This is a genomic window from Pseudomonas sp. R1-1 (genome assembly GCF_051132135.1).
GTDB lineage: Bacteria > Pseudomonadota > Gammaproteobacteria > Pseudomonadales > Pseudomonadaceae > Aquipseudomonas.
The window spans coordinates 3,927,057-3,947,562 of the sequence record NZ_CP071663.1; the positions used below are offsets into that span (position 1 = coordinate 3,927,057).

At 61.2% G+C, this 20,506-nt stretch carries 17 protein-coding genes; 7 read left to right on the forward strand and 10 right to left on the reverse strand.

The window, feature by feature from the left end; genetic code table 11:
- Positions 1-48: 48 nt before the first annotated feature.
- Positions 49-1,476, forward strand: a complete 1,428-nt coding sequence (locus tag J3P75_RS17550) for a mechanosensitive ion channel domain-containing protein (protein WP_434707621.1) — start codon at positions 49-51, stop codon at positions 1,474-1,476.
- 254 nt (positions 1,477-1,730) lie between these two features.
- Here the strand turns inward: J3P75_RS17550 and ycaC are convergent, their stop codons facing one another.
- From ycaC to J3P75_RS17570, 4 genes are all read right to left on the reverse strand, one after another.
- Positions 1,731-2,354 carry an isochorismate family cysteine hydrolase YcaC gene (gene ycaC, locus J3P75_RS17555; RefSeq protein ID WP_090282704.1) on the reverse strand — a complete coding sequence of 208 codons (624 nt, stop codon included), beginning with the start codon at positions 2,352-2,354 and terminating at the stop codon, positions 1,731-1,733.
- A 68-nt stretch (positions 2,355-2,422) separates the two neighbouring features.
- Entirely contained in the window at positions 2,423-4,261 is a 1,839-nt protein-coding gene (locus tag J3P75_RS17560) for an amidohydrolase (RefSeq protein WP_434707622.1), read from the reverse strand.
- A 40-nt stretch (positions 4,262-4,301) separates the two neighbouring features.
- Positions 4,302-4,928 (reverse strand): antibiotic biosynthesis monooxygenase, encoded by a 627-nt coding sequence (locus J3P75_RS17565; protein WP_434707623.1) that lies wholly within the window; start codon positions 4,926-4,928, stop codon positions 4,302-4,304.
- The gene (locus tag J3P75_RS17570; RefSeq protein WP_434707624.1) at positions 4,921-5,334 is read right to left on the reverse strand and encodes a DoxX family protein; all 414 of its coding nucleotides are present in this window, start codon (positions 5,332-5,334) and stop codon (positions 4,921-4,923) included. Before J3P75_RS17570 ends, J3P75_RS17565 begins: the two co-directional genes overlap by 8 nt.
- 517 nt (positions 5,335-5,851) lie before the next feature.
- Between J3P75_RS17570 and J3P75_RS17575 the strand changes: the two genes are divergently transcribed.
- Positions 5,852-6,997, forward strand: a complete 1,146-nt coding sequence (locus tag J3P75_RS17575; RefSeq protein ID WP_434707165.1) for an integrase core domain-containing protein — start codon at positions 5,852-5,854, stop codon at positions 6,995-6,997.
- Between the two features lie 463 nt (positions 6,998-7,460).
- Here the strand turns inward: J3P75_RS17575 and J3P75_RS17580 are convergent, their stop codons facing one another.
- On the reverse strand, positions 7,461-8,372 hold the full coding sequence (locus J3P75_RS17580; protein ID WP_434707625.1) for a LysR substrate-binding domain-containing protein: 912 nt from the start codon (positions 8,370-8,372) through the stop codon (positions 7,461-7,463).
- Positions 8,373-8,426: 54 nt separating this feature from the next.
- On the reverse strand, positions 8,427-9,410 hold the full coding sequence (locus tag J3P75_RS17585) for an MBL fold metallo-hydrolase (RefSeq protein WP_434707626.1): 984 nt from the start codon (positions 9,408-9,410) through the stop codon (positions 8,427-8,429).
- Between the two features lie 249 nt (positions 9,411-9,659).
- On the opposite strand from J3P75_RS17585, the gene J3P75_RS17590 reads away from it, so the two are divergent.
- Together J3P75_RS17590 and J3P75_RS17595 are read left to right on the forward strand one after the other, a co-directional pair.
- Positions 9,660-10,091, forward strand: coding sequence for a helix-turn-helix domain-containing protein (locus J3P75_RS17590; RefSeq protein ID WP_090282697.1), 432 nt, complete (start codon positions 9,660-9,662; stop codon positions 10,089-10,091).
- Between the two features lie 124 nt (positions 10,092-10,215).
- A complete protein-coding gene (locus J3P75_RS17595) occupies positions 10,216-13,059 on the forward strand; it encodes an ATP-binding protein (RefSeq protein WP_434707627.1) in 2,844 nt (947 codons plus the stop codon).
- Here J3P75_RS17595 and J3P75_RS17600 read toward each other — a convergent pair.
- Together J3P75_RS17600 and J3P75_RS17605 are read right to left on the reverse strand one after the other, a co-directional pair.
- Complete coding sequence (locus tag J3P75_RS17600) at positions 13,036-14,490, reverse strand: ATP-binding protein (protein WP_434707628.1); 1,455 nt, start codon at positions 14,488-14,490, stop codon at positions 13,036-13,038. The genes J3P75_RS17595 and J3P75_RS17600 overlap by 24 nt on opposite strands.
- A gap of 90 nt (positions 14,491-14,580) precedes the next feature.
- Positions 14,581-15,531, reverse strand: a complete 951-nt coding sequence (locus J3P75_RS17605) for a GlxA family transcriptional regulator (RefSeq protein ID WP_090282694.1) — start codon at positions 15,529-15,531, stop codon at positions 14,581-14,583.
- Positions 15,532-15,744: 213 nt separating this feature from the next.
- Here J3P75_RS17605 and J3P75_RS17610 point away from each other — a divergent pair, with 213 nt between their 5' ends.
- Entirely contained in the window at positions 15,745-16,467 is a 723-nt protein-coding gene (locus J3P75_RS17610) for a pirin family protein (RefSeq protein ID WP_434707629.1), read from the forward strand.
- A 50-nt stretch (positions 16,468-16,517) separates the two neighbouring features.
- Here the strand turns inward: J3P75_RS17610 and J3P75_RS17615 are convergent, their stop codons facing one another.
- Both J3P75_RS17615 and J3P75_RS17620 read right to left on the reverse strand, forming a co-directional pair.
- Positions 16,518-17,057 carry a hypothetical protein gene (locus J3P75_RS17615; RefSeq protein ID WP_434707630.1) on the reverse strand — a complete coding sequence of 180 codons (540 nt, stop codon included), beginning with the start codon at positions 17,055-17,057 and terminating at the stop codon, positions 16,518-16,520.
- A gap of 181 nt (positions 17,058-17,238) precedes the next feature.
- On the reverse strand, positions 17,239-18,114 hold the full coding sequence (locus J3P75_RS17620) for a LysR family transcriptional regulator (RefSeq protein WP_434707631.1): 876 nt from the start codon (positions 18,112-18,114) through the stop codon (positions 17,239-17,241).
- Between the two features lie 110 nt (positions 18,115-18,224).
- Between J3P75_RS17620 and J3P75_RS17625 the strand changes: the two genes are divergently transcribed.
- Together J3P75_RS17625 and J3P75_RS17630 are read left to right on the forward strand one after the other, a co-directional pair.
- Complete coding sequence (locus J3P75_RS17625) at positions 18,225-19,424, forward strand: YbfB/YjiJ family MFS transporter (protein ID WP_434707632.1); 1,200 nt, start codon at positions 18,225-18,227, stop codon at positions 19,422-19,424.
- Between the two features lie 59 nt (positions 19,425-19,483).
- Positions 19,484-20,482, forward strand: coding sequence for an NAD(P)H-quinone oxidoreductase (locus J3P75_RS17630; RefSeq protein WP_434707633.1), 999 nt, complete (start codon positions 19,484-19,486; stop codon positions 20,480-20,482).
- Positions 20,483-20,506 lie beyond the last annotated feature (24 nt).

Genomic DNA, 20,506 nt, shown 5'->3' on the forward strand with positions numbered 1-20,506 from the left:
CAGGCCCGGCGCCCCAAAAGCGCCGGGCTTTTTGTGTGAGTAACGCCCATGACTTTCCTTCTCGCTCACCTGCTCTCCTGGAGCGCCGTGCTGTTGTTGCTCGACGCCGCGCTGTGGCACTTCGCGCCCTACAAGCATCGCGCGCCGAAAGTCGGTGTGCGGCTGGTGCTGTTCCTGGCCTTTAGCGCGCTGGTGATCAACGCCGGTGTCAGCCCGTTGCAGGCGCCGCAATTTGCCGATGACCCGGTGGCGCAACTGGGCGCGACGGCGCTGGGCATTCTCTGGTGGCTGTACGCCGCGCGGGTGCTGACCGAAGTCATCGGCCTGGCCCTGATGCGTCGCATCGGCCACAGCGGCCGTCTGTTGCAGGACGTGATCGGCGCGCTGGTGTTTCTCGTTGCCATCGTCGCCGCCGCCGGTTATGTGCTGGAGCTGCCGGTGAAAGGTCTGCTGGCGACGTCGGGCGTGGTCGCCATCGTTGTCGGTCTGGCGCTGCAAAGCACCCTGGCCGATGTATTTTCCGGGATCGTGCTGAACACCACCAAGCCGTATCAGGTGGACGATTTCGTGATGATCGACGGCGTCGAAGGCAAGGTGTTCGACATCGACTGGCGCGCCACCCATCTGCTGACCAGTGCCGGGACCATGGCGGTGGTGCCGAACTCGGTGGCGGCCAAGGCGAAGATCGTCAACCTCAGCCGCCCGAATAACATGCATGGCGTGTCGATCAGCATCAAAGTGCCTAACCATATCCGCCCACGCCGGGTGCTCGATGCGCTGGATCGCACGCTGCAAGGCAGCAGTTCGCTGTTGCTCAGCCCGGCACCAAAAGCCGTGCTGAAGGAGGCCGGCGAAACCATGTCGGAGTACGTCGCCAGCGGTTTCATCGCCGAGTTGGGCAAGAAAAGCGAAGTGCGCAATCAACTGTTCGACCTCGCCCACCGCCATCTCGAAGCCGCGGGCATTTCGCGTCATCCCGATGGCGTGATCGAACCCTCGAGCCGCGCCCGCGCGTTGCTCGATGAGGTGAAGATCTTCCGTTCGCTGAGCAGTGAGGAACGTGATCGCCTCGCTGAGTCGATGGTCGCCCAGCAATACACGGCGGGTCAGGTGGTGCTGGATCTCGATGAAGTGCCGGACAGCCTGTTCGTCATTGCCACCGGTGTGGTCAGCGCGACCGTGCCGGACGGCGACAACAAAATCGAAGCCGGGCGTATGGGTCCGAGTGAGGTGATGGGGGAACAGAGCATCCTCGCCGACACGCCGTCGCAGGCGACGTTCACGGCGCTGACGTCGAGCATCGTTTATCGACTCGACAAGCAGTTGACCCGTGAGTGCATGGTCAAACGCAGTGAGGTGGGTCGGGCGTTGAACAAGTTGCAGGCGGTGCGTCAGCAGAACAGTCGCCTCGCGTTGATGGCCAAACCGGTGGCGGTGAAGAAAGGAGGGTTTTTGGGCTGGTTGCAGAAGCGCTGAAGATCAAGATCAAGATCAAAAGCTTCCCCCCTCACCCCAGCCCTCTCCCCCAAGGGGGCGAGGGGGAAAGGGAGCAGATCTTCAAGCCTTTCAAGACCGGAGATCGACGTGATTATGCCGCGTTGATCTTCAAGCCTTTCAAAACCGCAGATCGACTCGGTATCTCAGGCGGGCGTACCCCGCTCGAACACCACGGTCAGTCCCCTCTCCCTCCGGGAGAGGGTTAGGGTGAGGGGCTTTTGACCTTCAACCAATTACTGAGCAGTAAACTTGGTATAGCTGTTGATCAGGTTGCGATAGTTAGGCAGACGCTCCGACAGCAGGTGCGCCAAACCTTCCATATCGTTGCGCCAGTCACCCTGCAACTCGCACGCCACCGAGAACCAGTTCAGCAGGTGTGCACCAGCGGCCGACATCCGCGCCCACGCCGCTTGTTGCACAGTGGTGTTGAAAGTGCCGGACGAGTCGGTCACCACGAACACCTCGAAACCCTCAGCGATAGCCGACAGCGTCGGGAACGCCACGCAGACGTCGGTCACTACGCCAGCGATGATCAGTTGCTTGCGGCCAGTGGCCTTGATCGCCTTGACGAAGTCTTCGTTGTCCCAGGCATTGATCTGGCCTGGACGCTGGATGAACGGTGCGTCCGGGAACTGCTCGCGCAGCTCAGGCACGATCGGGCCGTTGGGACCGGCATCGAAGCTGGTGGTGAGGATGGTTGGCAGTTTGAAGAACTTGGCGATGTCGCCCAGTGCCAGCACGTTGTTCTTGAACTCGTTCGGGGTGAAATCCTGTACCAGCGAGATCAGACCGGTCTGGTGATCGACCAGCAGCACGACGGCATCATCTTTGTTCAGACGCTTGTAAGGAACGCTCATGGCAAAACTCCTGGATGGATGGTTGTTGCGTGAAGCGCCGGCCGGGATGACCGGCGCTTTTTTCGAAATCAGAAGGCGAAGCAGGAACAGCCGAACGCGCCCCAGAAACCGGCGAAGTCGCTGACCGGCGCGTTCGACATCCGCGCCTTTTCATGGCTGTGGGTGTGCACCGCGCACGGCCCGCTGCACTGGTGAACCTGCGCCTGCAACGGCGAGTTGGGGCGCCAGTGACCCGGCACCTTGACCACCGGCGACCAGTCCGGCAGCACCGGAATCGAGCGCGGGCCGAGGTCTTCGAAATCGCCGGCGGCGTAGACGATCTTGCCGCCGACCACGGTCATCACCGACTCGATCCACTTGATCGCTTCTTCTTCAACGCTGAAAAAGTCCGCGCTCAGTGCTGCCAGGTCCGCCAGTTGGCCGACGCGAATCTGGCCCTTCTTGCCCTGCTCCGAGGAGAACCAGGCGCTGCCGTGGGTGAACAGCTCCAGCGCGGTGCTGCGTGGCAGACCTTCTTCGTACAGAGCCAGACCGCCGACGGTGCGACCGCTGACCATCCAGTACAGCGAGGTCCACGGGTTGTAGCTCGACACCCGCGTGGCGTCGGTGCCGGCGCCCACCGGCACGCCTTCGGCGAGCATGCGCTTGATCGGCGGCGTGGCTTCGGCGGCTTGTTTGCCGTAGCGATCAACAAAGTATTCGCCCTGGAACGCCATGCGATCCTGAATCGCAATGCCGCCGCCCAGCGCTTTGACTCGCTCGATGTTCTGCGGGGTGATGGTTTCGGCGTGGTCGAAGAACCACGGCAGACCGTTGAATGGAATGTCGCGATTGACCTTCTCGAACACGTCGAGCATGCGGCTGATCGATTCGTTGTACGTGGCGTGCAGACGGAACGGCCAGCGCTGTTCGACCAGATGGCGCACCACCGGCTCCAGTTCCTGTTCCATGGTCTGCGGCAGGTCCGGACGCGGTTCGAGGAAGTCCTCGAAGTCGGCCGCCGAGAACACCAGCATTTCGCCGGCGCCGTTGTGGCGCAGGAAATCATCGCCCTGGTGTAACTTGACGCTGCCGGTCCAGTTCTGGAAATCGGTCAGTTCTTCTTTCGGCTTCTGGGTGAACAGGTTGTAGGCGATGCGCACGGTCAACTGGTCTTCTTTGGCCAGTTGCTCGATCACCTGATAGTCGTCCGGGTAGTTCTGGAAACCACCGCCGGCGTCGATCGCGCTGGTCAGGCCGAGGCGATTGAGTTCGCGCATGAACTGGCGGGTCGAGTTGACCTGATATTCCAGCGGCAGCTTCGGCCCCTTGGCCAGTGTCGAGTAGAGAATCATCGCGTTCGGCCGCGCAACCAGCATGCCGGTCGGGTTGCCGTTGCTGTCGCGCACGATCTCGCCACCCGGCGGGTTCGGTGTGTCGCGGGTGTAACCGGCAACGCGCAACGCCGCGCGGTTGAGCAAGGCACGGTCGTAAAGGTGCAGGATGAACACCGGGGTGTCCGGCGCGGCCTGGTTGATTTCTTCCAGGGTCGGCATGCGTTTTTCGGCGAACTGGAATTCGTTCCAGCCACCGACCACACGCACCCATTGCGGGGTCGGCGTGCGGTCCGCCTGGTCCTTGAGCATGCGCAGCGCGTCGGCGAGCGACGGCACGCCTTCCCAACGCAGTTCGAGGTTGTAGTTCAAACCGCCACGGATCAGGTGCAGGTGCGAGTCGTTGAGGCCGGGAATGACGCAGCGGCCCTTCATGTCGACCACTTGCGTGGCGCTGCCCTTGAGGGCCATGGCTTCGGCGTCGTTACCGACGGCGACGAAGCGGCCCTCCTTGATCGCCACGGCGCTGGCGAGCGGTTTTTCGCGGTCAACCGTATGAAATTGGCCATTGAACAGAATCAGATCGGCGTTCATCGCAGTTCCTCAAGCAAAAGTGAAAAGAAGCAAACCCCGCTCAACGCGGCGAGGTTTCTTGGGAATCGAGGTGCTCATGGGCCTGGCTGGCTTCCAGCCACGGCGTGAACAAACGAGTGACAGGCGGCATCACTACGTACACCACCGACAGGACGATGGTCAGGGTGATAAAGAAGGTGGCGACCACGTAGTTGGAAAGGATTGGATGCAGCGCCAGCAACGGCCCCCAGATCAGCGGGACCAACAGGGTGTGCGGCAGAATCACCAGCAGCGACACCACGGCTTGTTTCCAGCGCGGCGGTGGCGAAGCGGCGTCAGCCAGTGGCGAGAACCAGAATTCATTGACCGGCGCGACTTCGGTCTGATCGCCGTCAGCCAGCATCGGCGCGGCTTCGGCGACCAGCTCCTGACGCTCGGACGATTCCAGCCAGCCTTGCATCGCTTCGGTGCTGCTAAAGCGCAGCACACAGGTATAGAAATCGAGACGCCCACGCTTGCCGCGCACCACGTCGACGCCCAGATGCCCTTCCCGCTGCCCCGCCACACGGACAATATTGCGCAGCCAGGCTTCATACGCCGACTCGAAACCGGCCTTGACCCGGTGCTTGATGATCAACGTGACGGTCTCATCGGCCCCCGGTGTGAGTTGATTCAGGGCTTCAGACATAACGCAGTACTCCGGGCAAACGAACATTGATCGCCAGCCGACCCGGCCCGGCGATGAACACAGTGGTAAAGAGGATCAACAGCAACCAGCCGAACTGCCCTTCAGCCACACTCCATTGCGGATGCACGACCAGCAGCGCAACGACCAGCACAAAGAGAATAGGCAAGCAGGCCAACCGCGCCAGAACACCGGCGACGATCAGCAGCGGACAGAGAACTTCAGCGAAAATCGCCAGGCTCAGCGTGAGGTGGGCACCGAGGTGGAACGGGTCTTCGATCAGTTGCAACTGCGCCGTGAAGTCGAGCAGCTTGGGCAAGCCGTGCACCCACAACAGAAACAACCCGCCACTGACCCGCAGAAACAGCAAACCAATGGCTTGCGCCCGTTCATCCCTCGAAATATTCATGACCCTACCCTTTGAATGTCATTGACGGGAATCATGCCAAGGCAAGGGCGGAAGAAATTGGATGGGTGTGCTTAGTTGGTTTCAAGAGCACGGATGGTGTGCAGACAGCGATGAAAAAAAGCAGGTGAAGGCCTACAGGGAAATCTGTGATACCCGTGCGGAACGGGTAGTTTGTCAGGCCGCCATCGCTTGCAGGCAAGCTCGTACAAGAACCGCGCTCACCCTAAGGCCGAGTGCCAGCTCGCCTGCTTTTGATGTTGCCCTTGATCCAACGGCTCAGTTTGAAAATCAAAAGCCCCTCACCCTAGCCCTCTCCCAGAGGGAGAGGGGACTGACCGGGGTGGATGTGAGAGATGTGCCGACGTGACCGAGTCGTACACGATTCCAAAGCCAACGCAGTGATCAGCTCCCTCTCCAGGGGGAGAGGGCTGGGCGGGGTAAAGACCGGGTACATCCTTTACGTTTGAGACCGGGGACATGGTTTACAGGTATTAATCATGGTCAGGAGGTGCTGACCATGCCCTGGAATCAAGAGTCCCCAATGGATCAACGAGTGAAGTTAGTCAGTGACTGGCTTAGCGGTAGTTACACCAAGAGCCAATTAAGCCGGCGCTACGGCGTCAGCCGTCCAACCATCGACAAGTGGCTGGAACGGTATGCAGCGTTGGGCGTGGATGGTTTGAAAGAGCAATCGCGCAAGCCATTGAACTGCCCTCATCAAACTCCCGATGAAATCATTGCCACGCTGCTAACCAAGAAAAACGAACATCCCGATCGGGGACCCAAACAGATCATTGATCGCCTGCGCGATTCCGACCCGCATATCCAATGGCCGGCGGCGAGTACCGCCGGGGAGTGGTTGAAGAAAGCTGGTTTGGTGGTGGCGCGACGGCCGTATCCCCCGCGCCCCCGTGCTCCAACACACTTGCGTCCGGTCGACGCGCCCAACCAGACTTGGTGTGCTGATTACAAAGGGCAGTTCAAAATGCAGGACGGTAATTGGTGCTATCCGCTGACCATTACCGATCAGATGAGCCGCTTTTTATTCGTCTGTCGCGCTTTGCCCAGTACGCACGGAGCGCCAACGCGGGAAGGCTTTGAGTGGGCTTTTCGAGAATATGGGCTGCCGGATGTGATCCGCACTGACAACGGCGCTCCTTTCGCGTCGACAGGTCTGGCGCGACTTTCGAAATTATCGGTTTGGTTCATCAGACTTGGAATCCATGTCGAAACGATTACGCCTGGCCGCCCCGACCAAAATGGTCGACATGAACGGATGCATCGAACGCTAAAGGCAGCAGTGCCACCGGCGGAAAACTTGGTGCGCCAGCAGCTGGCTTTTGAGGATTTCATCCAAGACTTCAATTACCACCGACCGCACACCGCGCTGGGCATGAAACCGCCGGCATCTGTCTATAGCCCGTCGATACGCGCTTATCCAGGTTACTTGCCTGCGCTTGAATACGGTTCCGATGTTGAAGTACGCAAGGTTCGGTCAAATGGGGAAATCAAATGGAAAGGACAGCTGATTTTTCTAGGAGAGGCTCTGATTGGAGAGGACATTGCGCTGAAGGAAGTGGCTGATGACGCTTGGGAACTGTACCTTTGCAGCCATTGTTTAGGCAGGCTTGAAAGCGGCGCCAAACGCGTTTCAAGCCTGTAAAGGTGTAAACGATGTCCCCGGTCTAATTTGTAAAGGATGTACCGGTCTCTACACGGGCGGCGTTCCGATGAGGGGCGAATCCACCGCAAATCCCAAGCCATACGACGCTTTTCACCACTCAATAGGCCGAGTGTCAGCTCGCCTGCTTTTGATCTTGATCCACCGGCGACATCGGAAGGCTGAGTGGAGGGATTGATCCGGGCGTGGGAGCGCAGCGACCGTCTGGCGCAGCCAGACACAGCGGAAGTAGGTGCAGCGAAGCAAACCGTAGCCGCTGCGCCCGGATCGATCCCGCAGCGAAGGGACCCGAGCTTGCGAGGGCCGTACGTAGGAGCAAGCGTTTTTTGCTTACTTTTTTTGGCGTTTGAAAAAAAGTGAGTCGCCGTCAGGCGAAACCGCCAGCCGCAGCACCCGCAGCAACGGATATGCCCCCATGCCCCCATTCATCCAGAAACGCGAAAACTCAGCTAAGCGGCGCCGCCATGAACTGACTGATCCGTGACCTGAGCCACTTCTCCGCCGGGTCATTGTCATGCACCCCGCTCCAGGCCATCGACAACTGCGCCGCATCGATCGGAAACGGCGGATCTTCAGCACGCAACGCACAACCCTCAACCAAGGCGCAGGCAGCATAATCCGGCACGGTGGCAATCATCTCGGTGCCCGCGAGCAAAGCGCGCAGGCCACTAAACTGCGGCACACCGAGAACCACCCGGCGACAGCGGCCAATCTTCGCCAGATCCAGATCGATATTGCCGCTCAGGTCACCCGAGAATGACACCATCGCATGCGGACGCGCGCAATATTCGTCGAGCGTCAGCGGCCCCGGACGGTCATCGCCGCGCAGCACCTTGCAGGGAATATCCCGCAGCTTCTTGCGCTTGGCATTGGCCGGCAGATCCGTGGTGTAGCTGACACCCACCGAGATTTCCCCCGAGGCCAGCAGCGCTGGCATCAGCAGGTAGTTGGCGCGGCGCACGACCACGACAATCCCCGGCGCTTCCTGCTGCAGCTGGCGCAACAGCGGCGGAAACAGGCCGAACTCGGCGTCGTCCGACAGGCCGATGCGAAACACGTCGCAACTGCTCGCCGGCTCGAACTCCTTGGCCCGGCTGACCGCCCCGGAAATCACATCCATCGCCGGTTGCAGTTCCTTGAGAATCGCCAAAGCCCGCGCGGTCGGCTCCATCCCGCGACCGTTGCGCAGCAGCAATGGATCGTCAAACAGGTCGCGCAAGCGCCCCAGCGCCGCACTGACTGCAGGCTGGCCCATGAACAGTTTTTCGGCGACGCGGGTCAGGTTCTTCTCGAACATCAGCGCTTCGAAAATCACCAGCAGGTTCATGTCGACGCGACGCAGATCATTTCGGTTCATGGGCAGGTCGTCCTTATCAATGTCAGTCGCTCACGCGAATCGGCGCCAGGCACTTTACTCGATCAACGGCACTTTGGCCGCGCGTTTGTACGGGCCGTACTCCACCGGCACCCACTGGAAATGTTTGCCTTCGGCGGCGATGTGGCCGATCCCCGGGAACGGCAGGTGCGCGGCGGTGACCCATGTCTTGCTCACCGCCGCCGCGCTGAACACGGCCTGCCGGCTATTGATCGCCTGCTGGCCGTTGACGTCGAAGCCGATCGACACTTCCGGGTGCAGGAATTGCACTGCGAGGTTATGCACCAGATCGCCCATGAACACGATGCTCTGCTTCTGCGAGGTAAAACGATAGGTGGTGCTGCCCGGCGTATGCCCGGCTTCGAGGGTCGCTTCGACCACGCCCGGCAGCGGCGACTCGCCTGCGCTGAAGGTCTTGAAACGCCCGGCAGCGACGTAAGCGGCAGTGGATTGCTGAGCGATGTCGAAGAATTCTTTGGCGCCAGCCGGGGCCTTGGCCAGTGCGGCCGGGTCGAGCCAGTAATCGGCTTCGGCCTTGGCCGCGTACACCGTGGCGTTGTTGAACAGTGCCTTCTTCTGTCCATCGACCAGACCGCAGACATGATCCAGATGCAGGTGCGTCAGCAGGACCGTATCGACCTGCTCCGGCTTGTAGCCGGCCGCCTGCATATTGCTCAGCAACTGGCCGGCGGTGGCGCCGATGCACTGGCCGGCACCGCTGTCGACCAGAATCAATTGTTTGCCGGTATTGACCAGAAAGGCGTTGAACGCGGTCTGCACGCCCGGCGTTTCAATCGAACGGCGCGCGAGCAGCGCACGAATCTGGCTCTGACTCATGCCTTGCAACAGCTTGGGCGACAAGTCGTTGTAGCCGTCGAACAACGCCGTGACTTCGTAGTCGCCCACCGCCAGACGGAAATAACCCGGCGCCTGGGTGCCCACTTGTGGCGCTTGCGCCATCGCGCAGGACATCGCCAGTGCGAGCGTCATGGTTGTCGCGGCTTTGAACATGCTTTTCATCGAATTCTCCTGAACCTGACCGACTGCGGCGGCCCTGTCGGTTCGCCACGCTTGCCCCGGATCGTGGCGCAAAACGCCCGGCGCAGACTTGCAAGAATGTGCTGAGTTCCGGTCGATGCGCGGCAATTAACAACGATTAACTCGTCAGCTCGAAGCCCGCGCTGAACAATGCCGTCACTCGCACAGCGTTGTTTTTTGACCTGACGGGATGCGCCTTTCGTGCATTCCCCATCGACACGGACCTTGGCCATGGCTCAATTGCAACCCACCGTCGCCCTCGCCCCTGCCCGCCAACCGGATACACCCGCTATCGGCGGGCTCAGTCCGCAACGCGAGCGGCTGGTCAAACAACTGATCCTCGAACGCCTCGGTGACAGCCTGGAAGTGGCCGAACTGGCCCGCGCCTGCTCACTGTCGCGCAGCCATTTTTCCCGCGCCTTCAAGTGCAGCACCGGGCTTTCGCCGCAGGACTGGATACGCACCCAGCGCATTGCCCGCGCCAAGTTGCTGATCCAGCACACCGACCTTAGCCTGACGCACATAAGCCTGGAATGCGGCTTCTGCGATCAGGCGCATTTCTGTCACATGTTCACCCGTAGCGAAGGGATCAACCCGTTCGCCTGGCGCTGCCAGATCATGCGCGAGCCGCGGTCGCCGCGTTCGCAGCCCGGCATGTTCTGATCGAGACGGCCGTTGCACCGATGCGTAAACCTGAGGATCATGCCCAGACACCCGAACCACAGAGCTCGCGCCTGCGTGCGCGACTGTTCGGTACCGTCCGCCGCAGCGCCGCAGGAGTGAGCTGTTGAGTCTTTCCCCGAATCAGGCCATCGGTTTTGGCCCCTATCGGATTCATCCCGGACAACGCCGCGTATTCGAAGGCGAGCAACCGTTGCGTCTGGGCCGACGGGCGATGGACATTCTGCTGATTCTGCTGGCGCAGGCCGGCGAAGTGGTGAGCAAGCAGGAACTGATGGCCGGGGTCTGGCCGGACAGTGTGGTCGAAGAAATCAATTTGCGCGTGCACATGGCGGCATTGCGCAAGGCGCTCGGTGACGGTCAGGCCGGCCAGCGCTACATCGTCACGGTGGCGCAACGAGGCTACAGTTTTGTCGCGCCGCTCCTGCTGCATTCCATGGAGGAGCGTCCTTTGGACGATGCCGGCGGTCGCCACAATCTGCCCTTGCGGCGCACGCGCATGATCGGTCGCCAGCCACTCGTCGACAGCCTGATGAGCGAGCTGCCGCGCCGCCGCTGCATCACTCTGGTCGGCCCTGGCGGGATCGGCAAGACCACCGTCGCGCTGCGGGTCGCCGAGCAGTTGATCGGCTTTTACCGCGACGGTATTCGCCTGGTGGATCTGGCGCCACTCAATGACCCCGCGCTGATCGGCGCGCACCTGGCTACCCTGCTTGATCTGGTGCTGCCCGAAGGTGATTCGCTGACCGCGCTGGTCAACGCGCTGCAACCACGGCAGATGCTGTTGCTGCTCGACAACTGTGAACACCTGATCGACGCCGTCGCGACCCTCAGCGAAAGCATTCTGCGCGGCGCCCCCAAAGTGCACATTCTCGCCACCAGCCGCGAAAGCCTGCGGGCCGAAGGTGAATGCGTCCAGCGCCTGGACGCCCTCGCTTACCCGTCGATGAGTACGATGCTCAGTCGCGAACAGGTACTCGAATTCTCGGCACTGCAACTGTTCATCGAACGAGCCACCGGCGCCCAGGAAAGTTTTGAACTGAGCGACAGCCAACTGCCGCAAGTGATCGAGATCTGCCACCGACTGGACGGGATGCCACTGGCGCTGGAGCTGGCGGCCGCGCAGGTTACCGAGCTTGGCCTCGACGGCCTGCTCGGGCAGTTGCAGGGTCGCCTGCCACCATTGAACAAAGGCCGGCAAAGCAGTCATGAACGGCACCTGACGCTACGCGCCACGCTGGACTGGAGCTTCAACCTGCTGGAGCGGTGCGAGCAGACCTGCCTGCGCCGTCTGGCGGTGTTTCGTGGCGGCTTCACGCTGGAGTCGGCCGCAGCCGTGATCGTCGGTGAACAGATCGATCCCAGTGTGGTGTTCGTCTCGATCACTCAATTGGTCGCCAAATCCTTGCTCAGCGTCGAGGTCGGCGATGAACAGGTGTTCTATCGCCTGCTCGACACGACCCGCCGTTATGCACTGGAGAAACTCGAGCAGGCCGCCGAATTCGATGACACTCGTGACCGCCATGCCGAACGCTGCCTGGCGCTGATGCAGCAAGCGAAAAGCGAGTGGGAGCACACCCCGACGGCACTGTGGATCGAACGCTATGCCCGTGGGCTCGAAGATTTGCGCGCGGCGCTGGAGTGGAGCCTGCACGGGGTCGGCTCCGGGGGTTTGGGGATTCGTCTGGCGGCGGCCTCGGCGCCGTTGTGGCAAGAACTCTCGCTGCTCAAGGAATACGGCGGTCATGTGCGTCGGGCGCTGAGCCTGTTCGATGAACGCGACGAGCCTTGCCCGCGTCTGAAGATCACTTTGAAACTGGCGCTGGGCAGTGCCTGTTACCACACTTGGGGCGGCACCGCTGAAACCATCGACGCCTTTGCCCAGGCACAACAACTGGCGCAGGCGAACAACGATGTTGCCAGCCAATTGCGTGCGGTATCCGGGCACATGGCGGTCAATCTCAGTTGCGGGCATTACCGCCTCGCGCTGGCGCAGAGCGAGCAGTTCGACCGCCTCGGCCTGCATGGCGACCCGTTGCTGTCACTGAGCATCCACCGTTTGCGCGTGCTGGCGCTGCATTATGCCGGCGACCAGCCGCAGGCGCGCATCCATGCCGAGCAGGTCCTGCAGCGCATGGCGCACAGCGGCAACGTCAATCGCTTCACCCACGGCTTTGGCGTGCAATACGATCAGAGCGTGGCCTCGTTGACCGTGCTGGCTCGCGTCTTGTGGATGCAGGGTCTGCCCGAGCAGGCGTGGCGCGCGGCGCGACAGGCGCTGGACATCGCCGTGCAGATCGACCACGGCACCTCGATCTGTTACACCCTGGCGTTGGCCACCTGCCCGATCGCCCATTACAACGGCGATCAACAAAACGCCCGGATGCTGTTGCGCCTGCTGCTGGAGCAATCGCAGAAGCATTCGGTGCTGCTGTTCAACCATTGGGGTCGGCACTACGCGCAGGTCATCGATGCAGAGGCCTGCGACCTGGCGCCGACGGAAAGCGGCGGGTTGATCGGTGAAATCATGGTCACGCTGGATCCGCGTTTCGTCGACGATGCGTTGCTGCAACGGGCACTGACCGGCGAGGCAGGATGGAGCACGGCAGAGATTTTGCGGGCGCAGGCGTTGGAAGATTCTGGATACGCCAATGATCCCTGTGGGAGCTGGCCTGCCAGCGATGGCGTCCTGTCAGACAACGCCAATATCAAGCAAGCCGAACACCTCTTGCAACAAGCCCTGACCACCGCCCGCACCCAAGGCGCACTTGCATGGGAACTGCGCAGCGCCACATCACTGGCGCAACTCTGGCAAAGCCAGTCGCGCGGTCATCAAGCACTGAATCTGCTGCGTCCTGTCTTTGAGCGGTTCAATGAAGGCCATGCGACCCCGGACTTGCGCAAAGCGCGCGGGCTTATCGAGGCCTTAAGTGAGGGCATGCACGCCTGAGACGCGGCGTAACTGATTAATGTGGCGCGCATACCGACGCTCAAGCTCGCCCCCTTCCCCGCTGCGTTCAAGCTGCTCGCGCGCATAACGTCGAGTGGTGTTGAGCATGCGGTAGCGGCAAGCGCTGCCGCTACTCTCCTCCCTCAGCAGCGATTTGCACACCAAGGATGTGATGATCGCGGCGAGGCGCGACGAGGCCAGTTGCGTGCAACTGACCACCGCCAGCGCCGCCTCAAGCGTGAAAGGCATTATGAATACCGATAAGCGCTGCAATACGCGCTGCTCCGGTTCACTCAAGCGCTGATAGCTGCAGTCCAGCGCAGCCTGCATCGACTGGTGGCGAGGCACGGCGGTGCGCCGACCCAGGCTGAGCACTTGCAGCCCGTTGGCCACGTGCGTGTGCAACCCGACCAGACCCAGCGCATCGATCTGCGCTGCCGCCAGTTCGATGGCCAGCGGCAAGCCGTCGAGTTGTCGGCAAATTTCGCGCAGCGGCTGCACATCCTGAGTGCGCAGCTGGAAATCATGCTGGCGCGCCCGTGCGCGACTGACGAACAACTGCACCGCCGCGCAGCCCATGGCCTCGGCGACATCATCGACCGCCACAGGCTTTGGCAGGCTCAAGGATGGCAGTTGCTTGAGGACTTCACCGCCGACCTGCAAGGGCTCGCGGCTGGTAACCAGAATGGCCACGCGTGGCGCCGCGCCTGACAGGGTGTCGACCAGTGCCTTGCAGGCCGCGTGCTGATGCTCGGCGTTGTCGAGCACCAGCAAGGCATGACGTTCGCACAGCGCGGCCAGATCGCTGCCGAGCCGGTCCAGACAATGCTCCAGCAATGAAGTGTCGTCGCTGATCTGCGCGAGATCGACGTGCCAGACGCCATGGCGAAAATACTGCACCAAGAGTTCCGCTACCCGCAGGGCCACGGTGGACTTACCCACGCCGGCCGGGCCGGTGATGGTCAGCAGGCGACACGCTGGCAGGTGTCGCATCAGACTGCCCACCAGCGCATCGCGGCCGATCACCGGGGTCAGGCGCGCGGGCAAGTTGTGCGGTGGTGGCGCATTGGCAGGTGTCTGCGGCGCTGCACTGTCGCGATGCACCGGGGCAATGAAACTGTAGCCGCATTGCGGCACGTTAACGATGTAACGCTGACCGTTGCCACCGTCGCCCAGTGCGCGGCGCAGTGCCGCGATGTGCACTCGCAAGTTGATTTCCTCGACCACCGACGTCGGCCACACCTGGGCGATCAATTGCGCCTTGGTGACCACCCGACCGGCGCGCTCGACCAACACCTGCAAAATATCCAGCGCACGACTGCCCACGCGCACAGGCTGATCCCCGTTGAGGACCAGTCGTTGTCGCACATGAAAGGTGTAAGGGCCGAAACGCAGCACTGACGCCGGGGTGAAATCATCGAGGCTGTTCATGCCAACCATCTTGGCAGCGTTCGATGACGCGACAACGGCGACACGGGGCACAATACGGACATACCGAGGCGCCAGACGGACAGAAACGCTCTAGCTGAACTGCTCGCGGTACTGCGCCGGGGTCAGACCGAGCTTTTCGGCGAACAGCGAACGCATGTGCCGGACGCTGCCGAAGCCGCTTTTATAGGCGACAGTCTTGAGCGGCAACTCGCTGGTTTCCAACAGATTTCGTGCGCAGTCGACGCGGGCGCTTTGCAGAAACTCCATCGGCGTCATGTTGATTTCCCGGGCGAACACCCGGGCGAAATGCCGCGCACTCATATTGGCAATAGCCGCCATGCGCTCGACCGTGAATGCTTCGTCGAGGTGCTCGAGCACGTAGCTCTGCGCGCGGGTAATCGGGGTTTCCTGCGGAGCCACGGCCGCCATCAACGGGCTGAATTGCGCCTGGCCGCCCTGGCGCTTCATCACCACCAGCAGGACTTTGGCGACATCCTGCGCAAGCTTCTTGCCATGATCACGGGCCACCACGGCCAATGCCATATCAATGCCTGCGGTCACACCGCCAGAGGTGATCAGGTTGCGATCTTCGATATAGATCTGATCGGTGGCGACGTCCGCCTTGGGAAACGCCCGGATCAGCCGCTCGGTGTAATTCCAGTGAGTGGTCACCTGATAGCCGTCAAGCAGACCGGCATGCCCCAATACAAACGCACCGGTGCAAATCGAACCGTAATACTCGGCCCGCTGCACGGCGCCTTTGAGCCAGGCGAACAAGGCGGGAAACTGCTGGTTGTAGGCGCCGGGGCCGCCGGGTACAAGCAACAGGTCATAGCGCTCGGTGTCTTCGTCGATTGTCCGATCAGCCTGGACCATCACCCCGTTGGACGCCCGCAGCGCGCCGGGCTCGGTTCCCAAGGTGACCAATTGATAGTGCGCGTCGGGCTTGAGGTAGCGGTTGGCAACCGCAAAAACCTCGAGCGGCCCGGCCATGTCGAGCAGGAGAAAGTCGGGAAACAGCACCATTGCCACGGTTTTCATGGGAGCACGTCACTTCAATCGAGAACATGAGACAGGCCGGACATTATGACCAAGCGAGGCATTTCAGGCGCGAAAAATTGTGTGAGCGGCCTCGCATAACTGTCAACCTCACCGAGACAGTCTTTCAATTTTCATCTACTTATTGGATTGCACGGTTAACAGTAACCTTCTCCTCACTCGGACGAATTCACGTCCCGCCAGGAGATTTTAATCATGCTGACTCTTCGCAAAGCCTCCGATCGTGGCCTCGCCAATCATGGCTGGTTGAAGTCGTTTCACACCTTTTCTTTCGCCAGCTATCGCAACCCTCGTGAACAGGGTTTCTCCGACCTGCTGGTGATCAATGATGACCGCGTTGCTGCCGGCAAAGGTTTCGGCCAGCACCCGCACCGCGACATGGAAATTTTTTCCTACGTGCTGGAAGGTGCACTGGAACACAAGGACACGCTGGGTACCGGCTCGGTCATCCGCCCGGGCGACGTGCAACTGATGAGCGCCGGCAGCGGCGTGGCGCACAGCGAGTTCAACCATTCGGCCACCAGGCCTGTGCATTTCCTGCAGATCTGGATCGTGCCGGAAGTCAGCGGCGCCAAACCGCGCTATCAGCAGGAGCATTTCACCGCACAGAAAAAACGCGGTCGCCTGCAATTGATCATCTCGCCAGACGGCAAGGAGGGCTCGCTGAAAGTGCGCCAGGACGCCCGAGTATACGCCGGGCTGTTCGACGGCGAAGAAAGCGCCACACTGAAACTGCCGGCCGACCGCTACGCTTATGTGCATGTGGCACGCGGCAGTGTTGAACTCAATGGCCAGCCATTGCAGGAAGGTGATGGAGTGCGGGTTCGCGAAGAACAGTTGCTGACCCTGAGCAACGGTGTCGATGCCGAGGTGCTGGTGTTTGACTTGCGTCCGCAGGAATTGCCGCAGATGCCATGACGCAAGGCTTCTGCACCTCATGAGAACGGCCTTCCGATGAAGGTCGTTTCTTATTCGGGTGATTTGCTCCACGGCAGCATCGGCGGTATGGGCACGGTGAACTCCTTGCCCGCCTGAATCGCCGCCAACGTCGTCTGGACCGCTGCATAGGTGTTGGCCTGATTGGCATAACAGGCACCGACGACGATGGCGACCAGCCCCACCAACTGCACGGCGGCCGCTGCCCAGACATTGGCTTTCGTCGTGCTCGCTTGCCTGATGGCTTCTTTCGATTCCTGTGCAATGTTCTGGATTGCTGAAGACATTAATTCGAAGCGTTTATCTCGTTCTGACTGGGCTCTGTCTCGCTCCGACTGCGCCCTGTCCATCTCTGACCGAATCCGGGAGTCTGCCTTGTCCCGCTCGGCCTGAGCCGCCAGGAATGCATCAATACGCATCGATACGCCTTCCATCCGCGCATCCATCCTTGCTTCTATGGTCTCGATCCTGGCATCGAATTCTTCGCGGCTTATGCTGCTCATGGTGTGCGTGTTCCGGCTGTCGTTGAATGGATCACTGTCTGAATATTGCCTCAATTCCCTGGCTTTCACTTCGTCACCTTTGGCGGTTACCGAGACCTTCCGTGGTCGATCGTTTCAGTGCGAGCCCTGTGACTCTCACCGGACTGTGGAAACGATAGAGCTGTTAGCCGATGCTCACAAGCCGGCCGATTCGGCCTGGTTTGTAGGCGTTTTCGTCAGCCCACGTAGCCTCCTCAAAGCAGCCTTGAGGTCATTGATTTTCCGGCGCAAACGCTTCGACGATCTGCTCGATTACCGCCCTCACCCGCGCCGTGTGGCGCAAATCCGCATGAGTCACCAGCCACACGTCGTACGGCAGCGGTCGCGTGCGTTGTGGCCACAACCTGATCAGGCCATCGCGTTCGCCCATGTATACCGGGATTTCTCCTACACCCAGACCCGCCGCAATCGAGCGGCGCACCAGCAGACTGGAGCTCAGGCTGGCGACAATTCGCCCGCGACTCAACGGTTCGGAGACCAGCGTCAGGTCTTTCTTGCTTTGCAGATACGGTTGATAGACCACCAGATCATGACCTTCGAACGCCGTGTCTGGCTGCGGTGAGCCATTGGCGTCAATGTAAGCCTGCGAAGCGAACAGGCCCACCGGCCAGCGGGCGATGCGTCGGGCGATCAGGTCGGGGTTGTCCGGTCGGGTATTGCGCACGGCGATATCGGCTTCGCGCTTGGCCAGGCTGAGAATCTGTGTGGACGCATCCAGTTGCACACGCACGTCCGGATGTTGGGCATGCAAGCGCGCCATGGCCGGAATCAGGAAATCGATGGCCAGCGAATCGGTGGTGCTGACTCGCACGGTGCCGGTCAGGCGATCGTCCAGGCCCTCGATCTGCCGCTGCAGATCCAGCGCCGACTGCTCCATTTTCTCCACACTCTTGAGCGCCGCTTCGCCGACCGCAGTCAATGCGTAACCGTCGGAAGTGCGCAGGAACAGCGTTGCACTCAGGGTCTTTTCCAGCGCCGTGATACGCCGCCCCACGGTCGCCTGATCCACACCCAGCACCCGCGCCGCGCCGCGCAGCCTCGACTCACGGCAAACCGCCAGAAACACTCGTGCGTCATCCCAATTCATGATTTCCCCTGCAATGCAAAAATGCATCAGTGCGCCGCTTAATCGCTGCACTGATGCAGCGACAATAGCGGATATGCTCAATTGCATAAACCTTTCTTGAGATCGCTGTCATGCGTACTTCAACCTCCTCCGGCATCTGGATGCCGATCTTCGCCGGGCTCTGTGCCAGCCTGGTCAGCATTGGCCTGGCGCGCTTCGCTTACACCCCATTGATCCCTTCGCTGATTGAAGCGCGCTGGTTCAGCGCCAATGATGTGGTCTACCTCGGCGCGGCCAATCTGGTCGGCTACCTGATCGGCGCGCTGCTCGGTCGGCCGACGGCGCGCCAACTCGGCAATAAAAATGCCCTGCGGCTAATGATGCTGGTGGTGACGACGGCGTTTTTTGCCTGTGCATTTCCGTTGTCGGTGAGCTGGTTCTTCGGCTGGCGGCTGCTGTCGGGCATTGCCGGTGGCGCAATCATGGTGCTGGTGGCTGCAACCGTTCTGCCGCATGTGCCGGCAGCGCGCAAAGGATTGGCCAGCGGCGCGATCTTCCTCGGCATCGGCCTCGGCATCGCTGGTTCTGGGACGTTGGTACCGCCGCTGTTGAGCTTGGGCTTGCAGGCAACGTGGCTCGGCCTTGGCGCTTTGGCGCTGGTGCTGAGCGCACTGAGCTGGTTCGGCTGGCCGGACGACTTTGCCCATCTGCCAATGACACATGAAGCGACGGGCGCAGAGCCAACACCGCGCGCGGTGTATCTGTTGTTCGCCCAGTACGCGTTCATGGCCGCAGGGCTGGTGCCGGCGATGGTGTTTCTGGTGGATTACGTCGCACGTGGCCTCGGTGCCGGCGCGCACACCGGTGCGCTGATCTGGGTGATGTACGGTCTGGGCGCGATTGTCGGGCCGGTGAGTTATGGTTTTCTTGCCGATCACCTGGGCGCGCGCGCTGGCATTCGTATGGTGCTGGTGGTGCAAGCCGTTGCCCTCGGCCTGCTGGCGGTCTCTCATTCGTTTCTGGCACTGGCGTTGCTGGCGGTGATTCTTGGTTCTTTCCCGCCGGGGATCGTGCCGCTGGCGCTGGCACGGGTGCATGAGCTGGTGCCGGAGCATCATGGTCAGCAGATCGCCTGGAGCCGCGCCACGGTGTCTTTCGCCACATTTCAAGCCTTGGCCGGGTTTGCTTATTCGGCGCTGTTCAATGCCAGTGGCGGTCAGCACACGTTGTTGTTCATGTTCGCCGCAGGCGCGATCGTTATAGCGCTGCTGCTGGAATATGCCGTGAAGTGGCTGCCCGCCGCGGCTGAACCACGCCGTTGCACAAATTGAGGGGAATCATTGCCCACCCGGCAAGCTCCCATTACAGAACGTATCCAACAGGAGTCCACATGTCTCTGCCCAATGAAATGACCCGTATCGAAATCACCGAACCTGGTGGGCCCGAAGTCTTGCAGCCAAAGCGCGTGCCGCTGCCGGTCGCTGCCGCCGGCGAAGTGCTGATTCGCGTGCATGCCGCCGGCATCAATCGCCCGGACGCGTTGCAGCGTGCCGGTAAATACCCGATGAAGCCCGGCATGAACCCGATTCCAGGACTGGAAGTCGCCGGCGAAGTCGTCGCCCTTGGTGAAGGTGTCAAGCAGTTCGCCATCGGTGACCGCGTCTGCGCGCTGACCAATGGTGGCGGCTATGCCGAATACTGTGCGGTTCCAGCCGGCCAGACTCTGCCGATCCCCGCCGGGCTCGATTGGGTGCATGCTGCCGCCATTCCGGAAACTTTCTTCACTGTCTGGGCCAACCTGTTCGGTCTTGGCGGCGCGAGCCGCGGGCAGCGTGTGCTGATTCACGGCGGCACCAGCGGCATCGGCACTACCGCGCTGATGCTGTGCCGCGAATTCGGTATTGAAGCATTTGCCACCGCCGGCAGCCCGGACAAATGCGCAGCAATTCGCGATCTCGGCGGCGAAGCGATCAACTATCGCGATGAGGATTTCGCGGAAGTCATCGCCGAAAAAACCGCAGGCCAGGGCGTCAATGTAATCCTCGACATCATGGGCGGCTCGTACCTCAACGCTAACGTCAGCGCCCTGGCGATGGACGGCCGACTGGTCATGCTCGGTTTCCTCGGCGGCGCGCGGGCCAATGATTTTGACCTGCTGGCAATGATGGCCAAACGCGCGGTGATCACCGGCTCCCTCTTGCGCGCCCGCACCGCTGCCGAAAAAGCCGCCATTGCCGATCAACTGCGTGAGCATGTCTGGCCAGCGCTGGCTGCCGGGCGCTGCCTGCCATTGATCGATAAGGTCTACCCACTGACCGACGCGGCGAAGGCCCACGCCCACATGGAGGCAGGTGACCATATCGGTAAGATCGTGCTGCAGGTGAGTTAAGCCTCGCAGCATCTTGTAATCAAT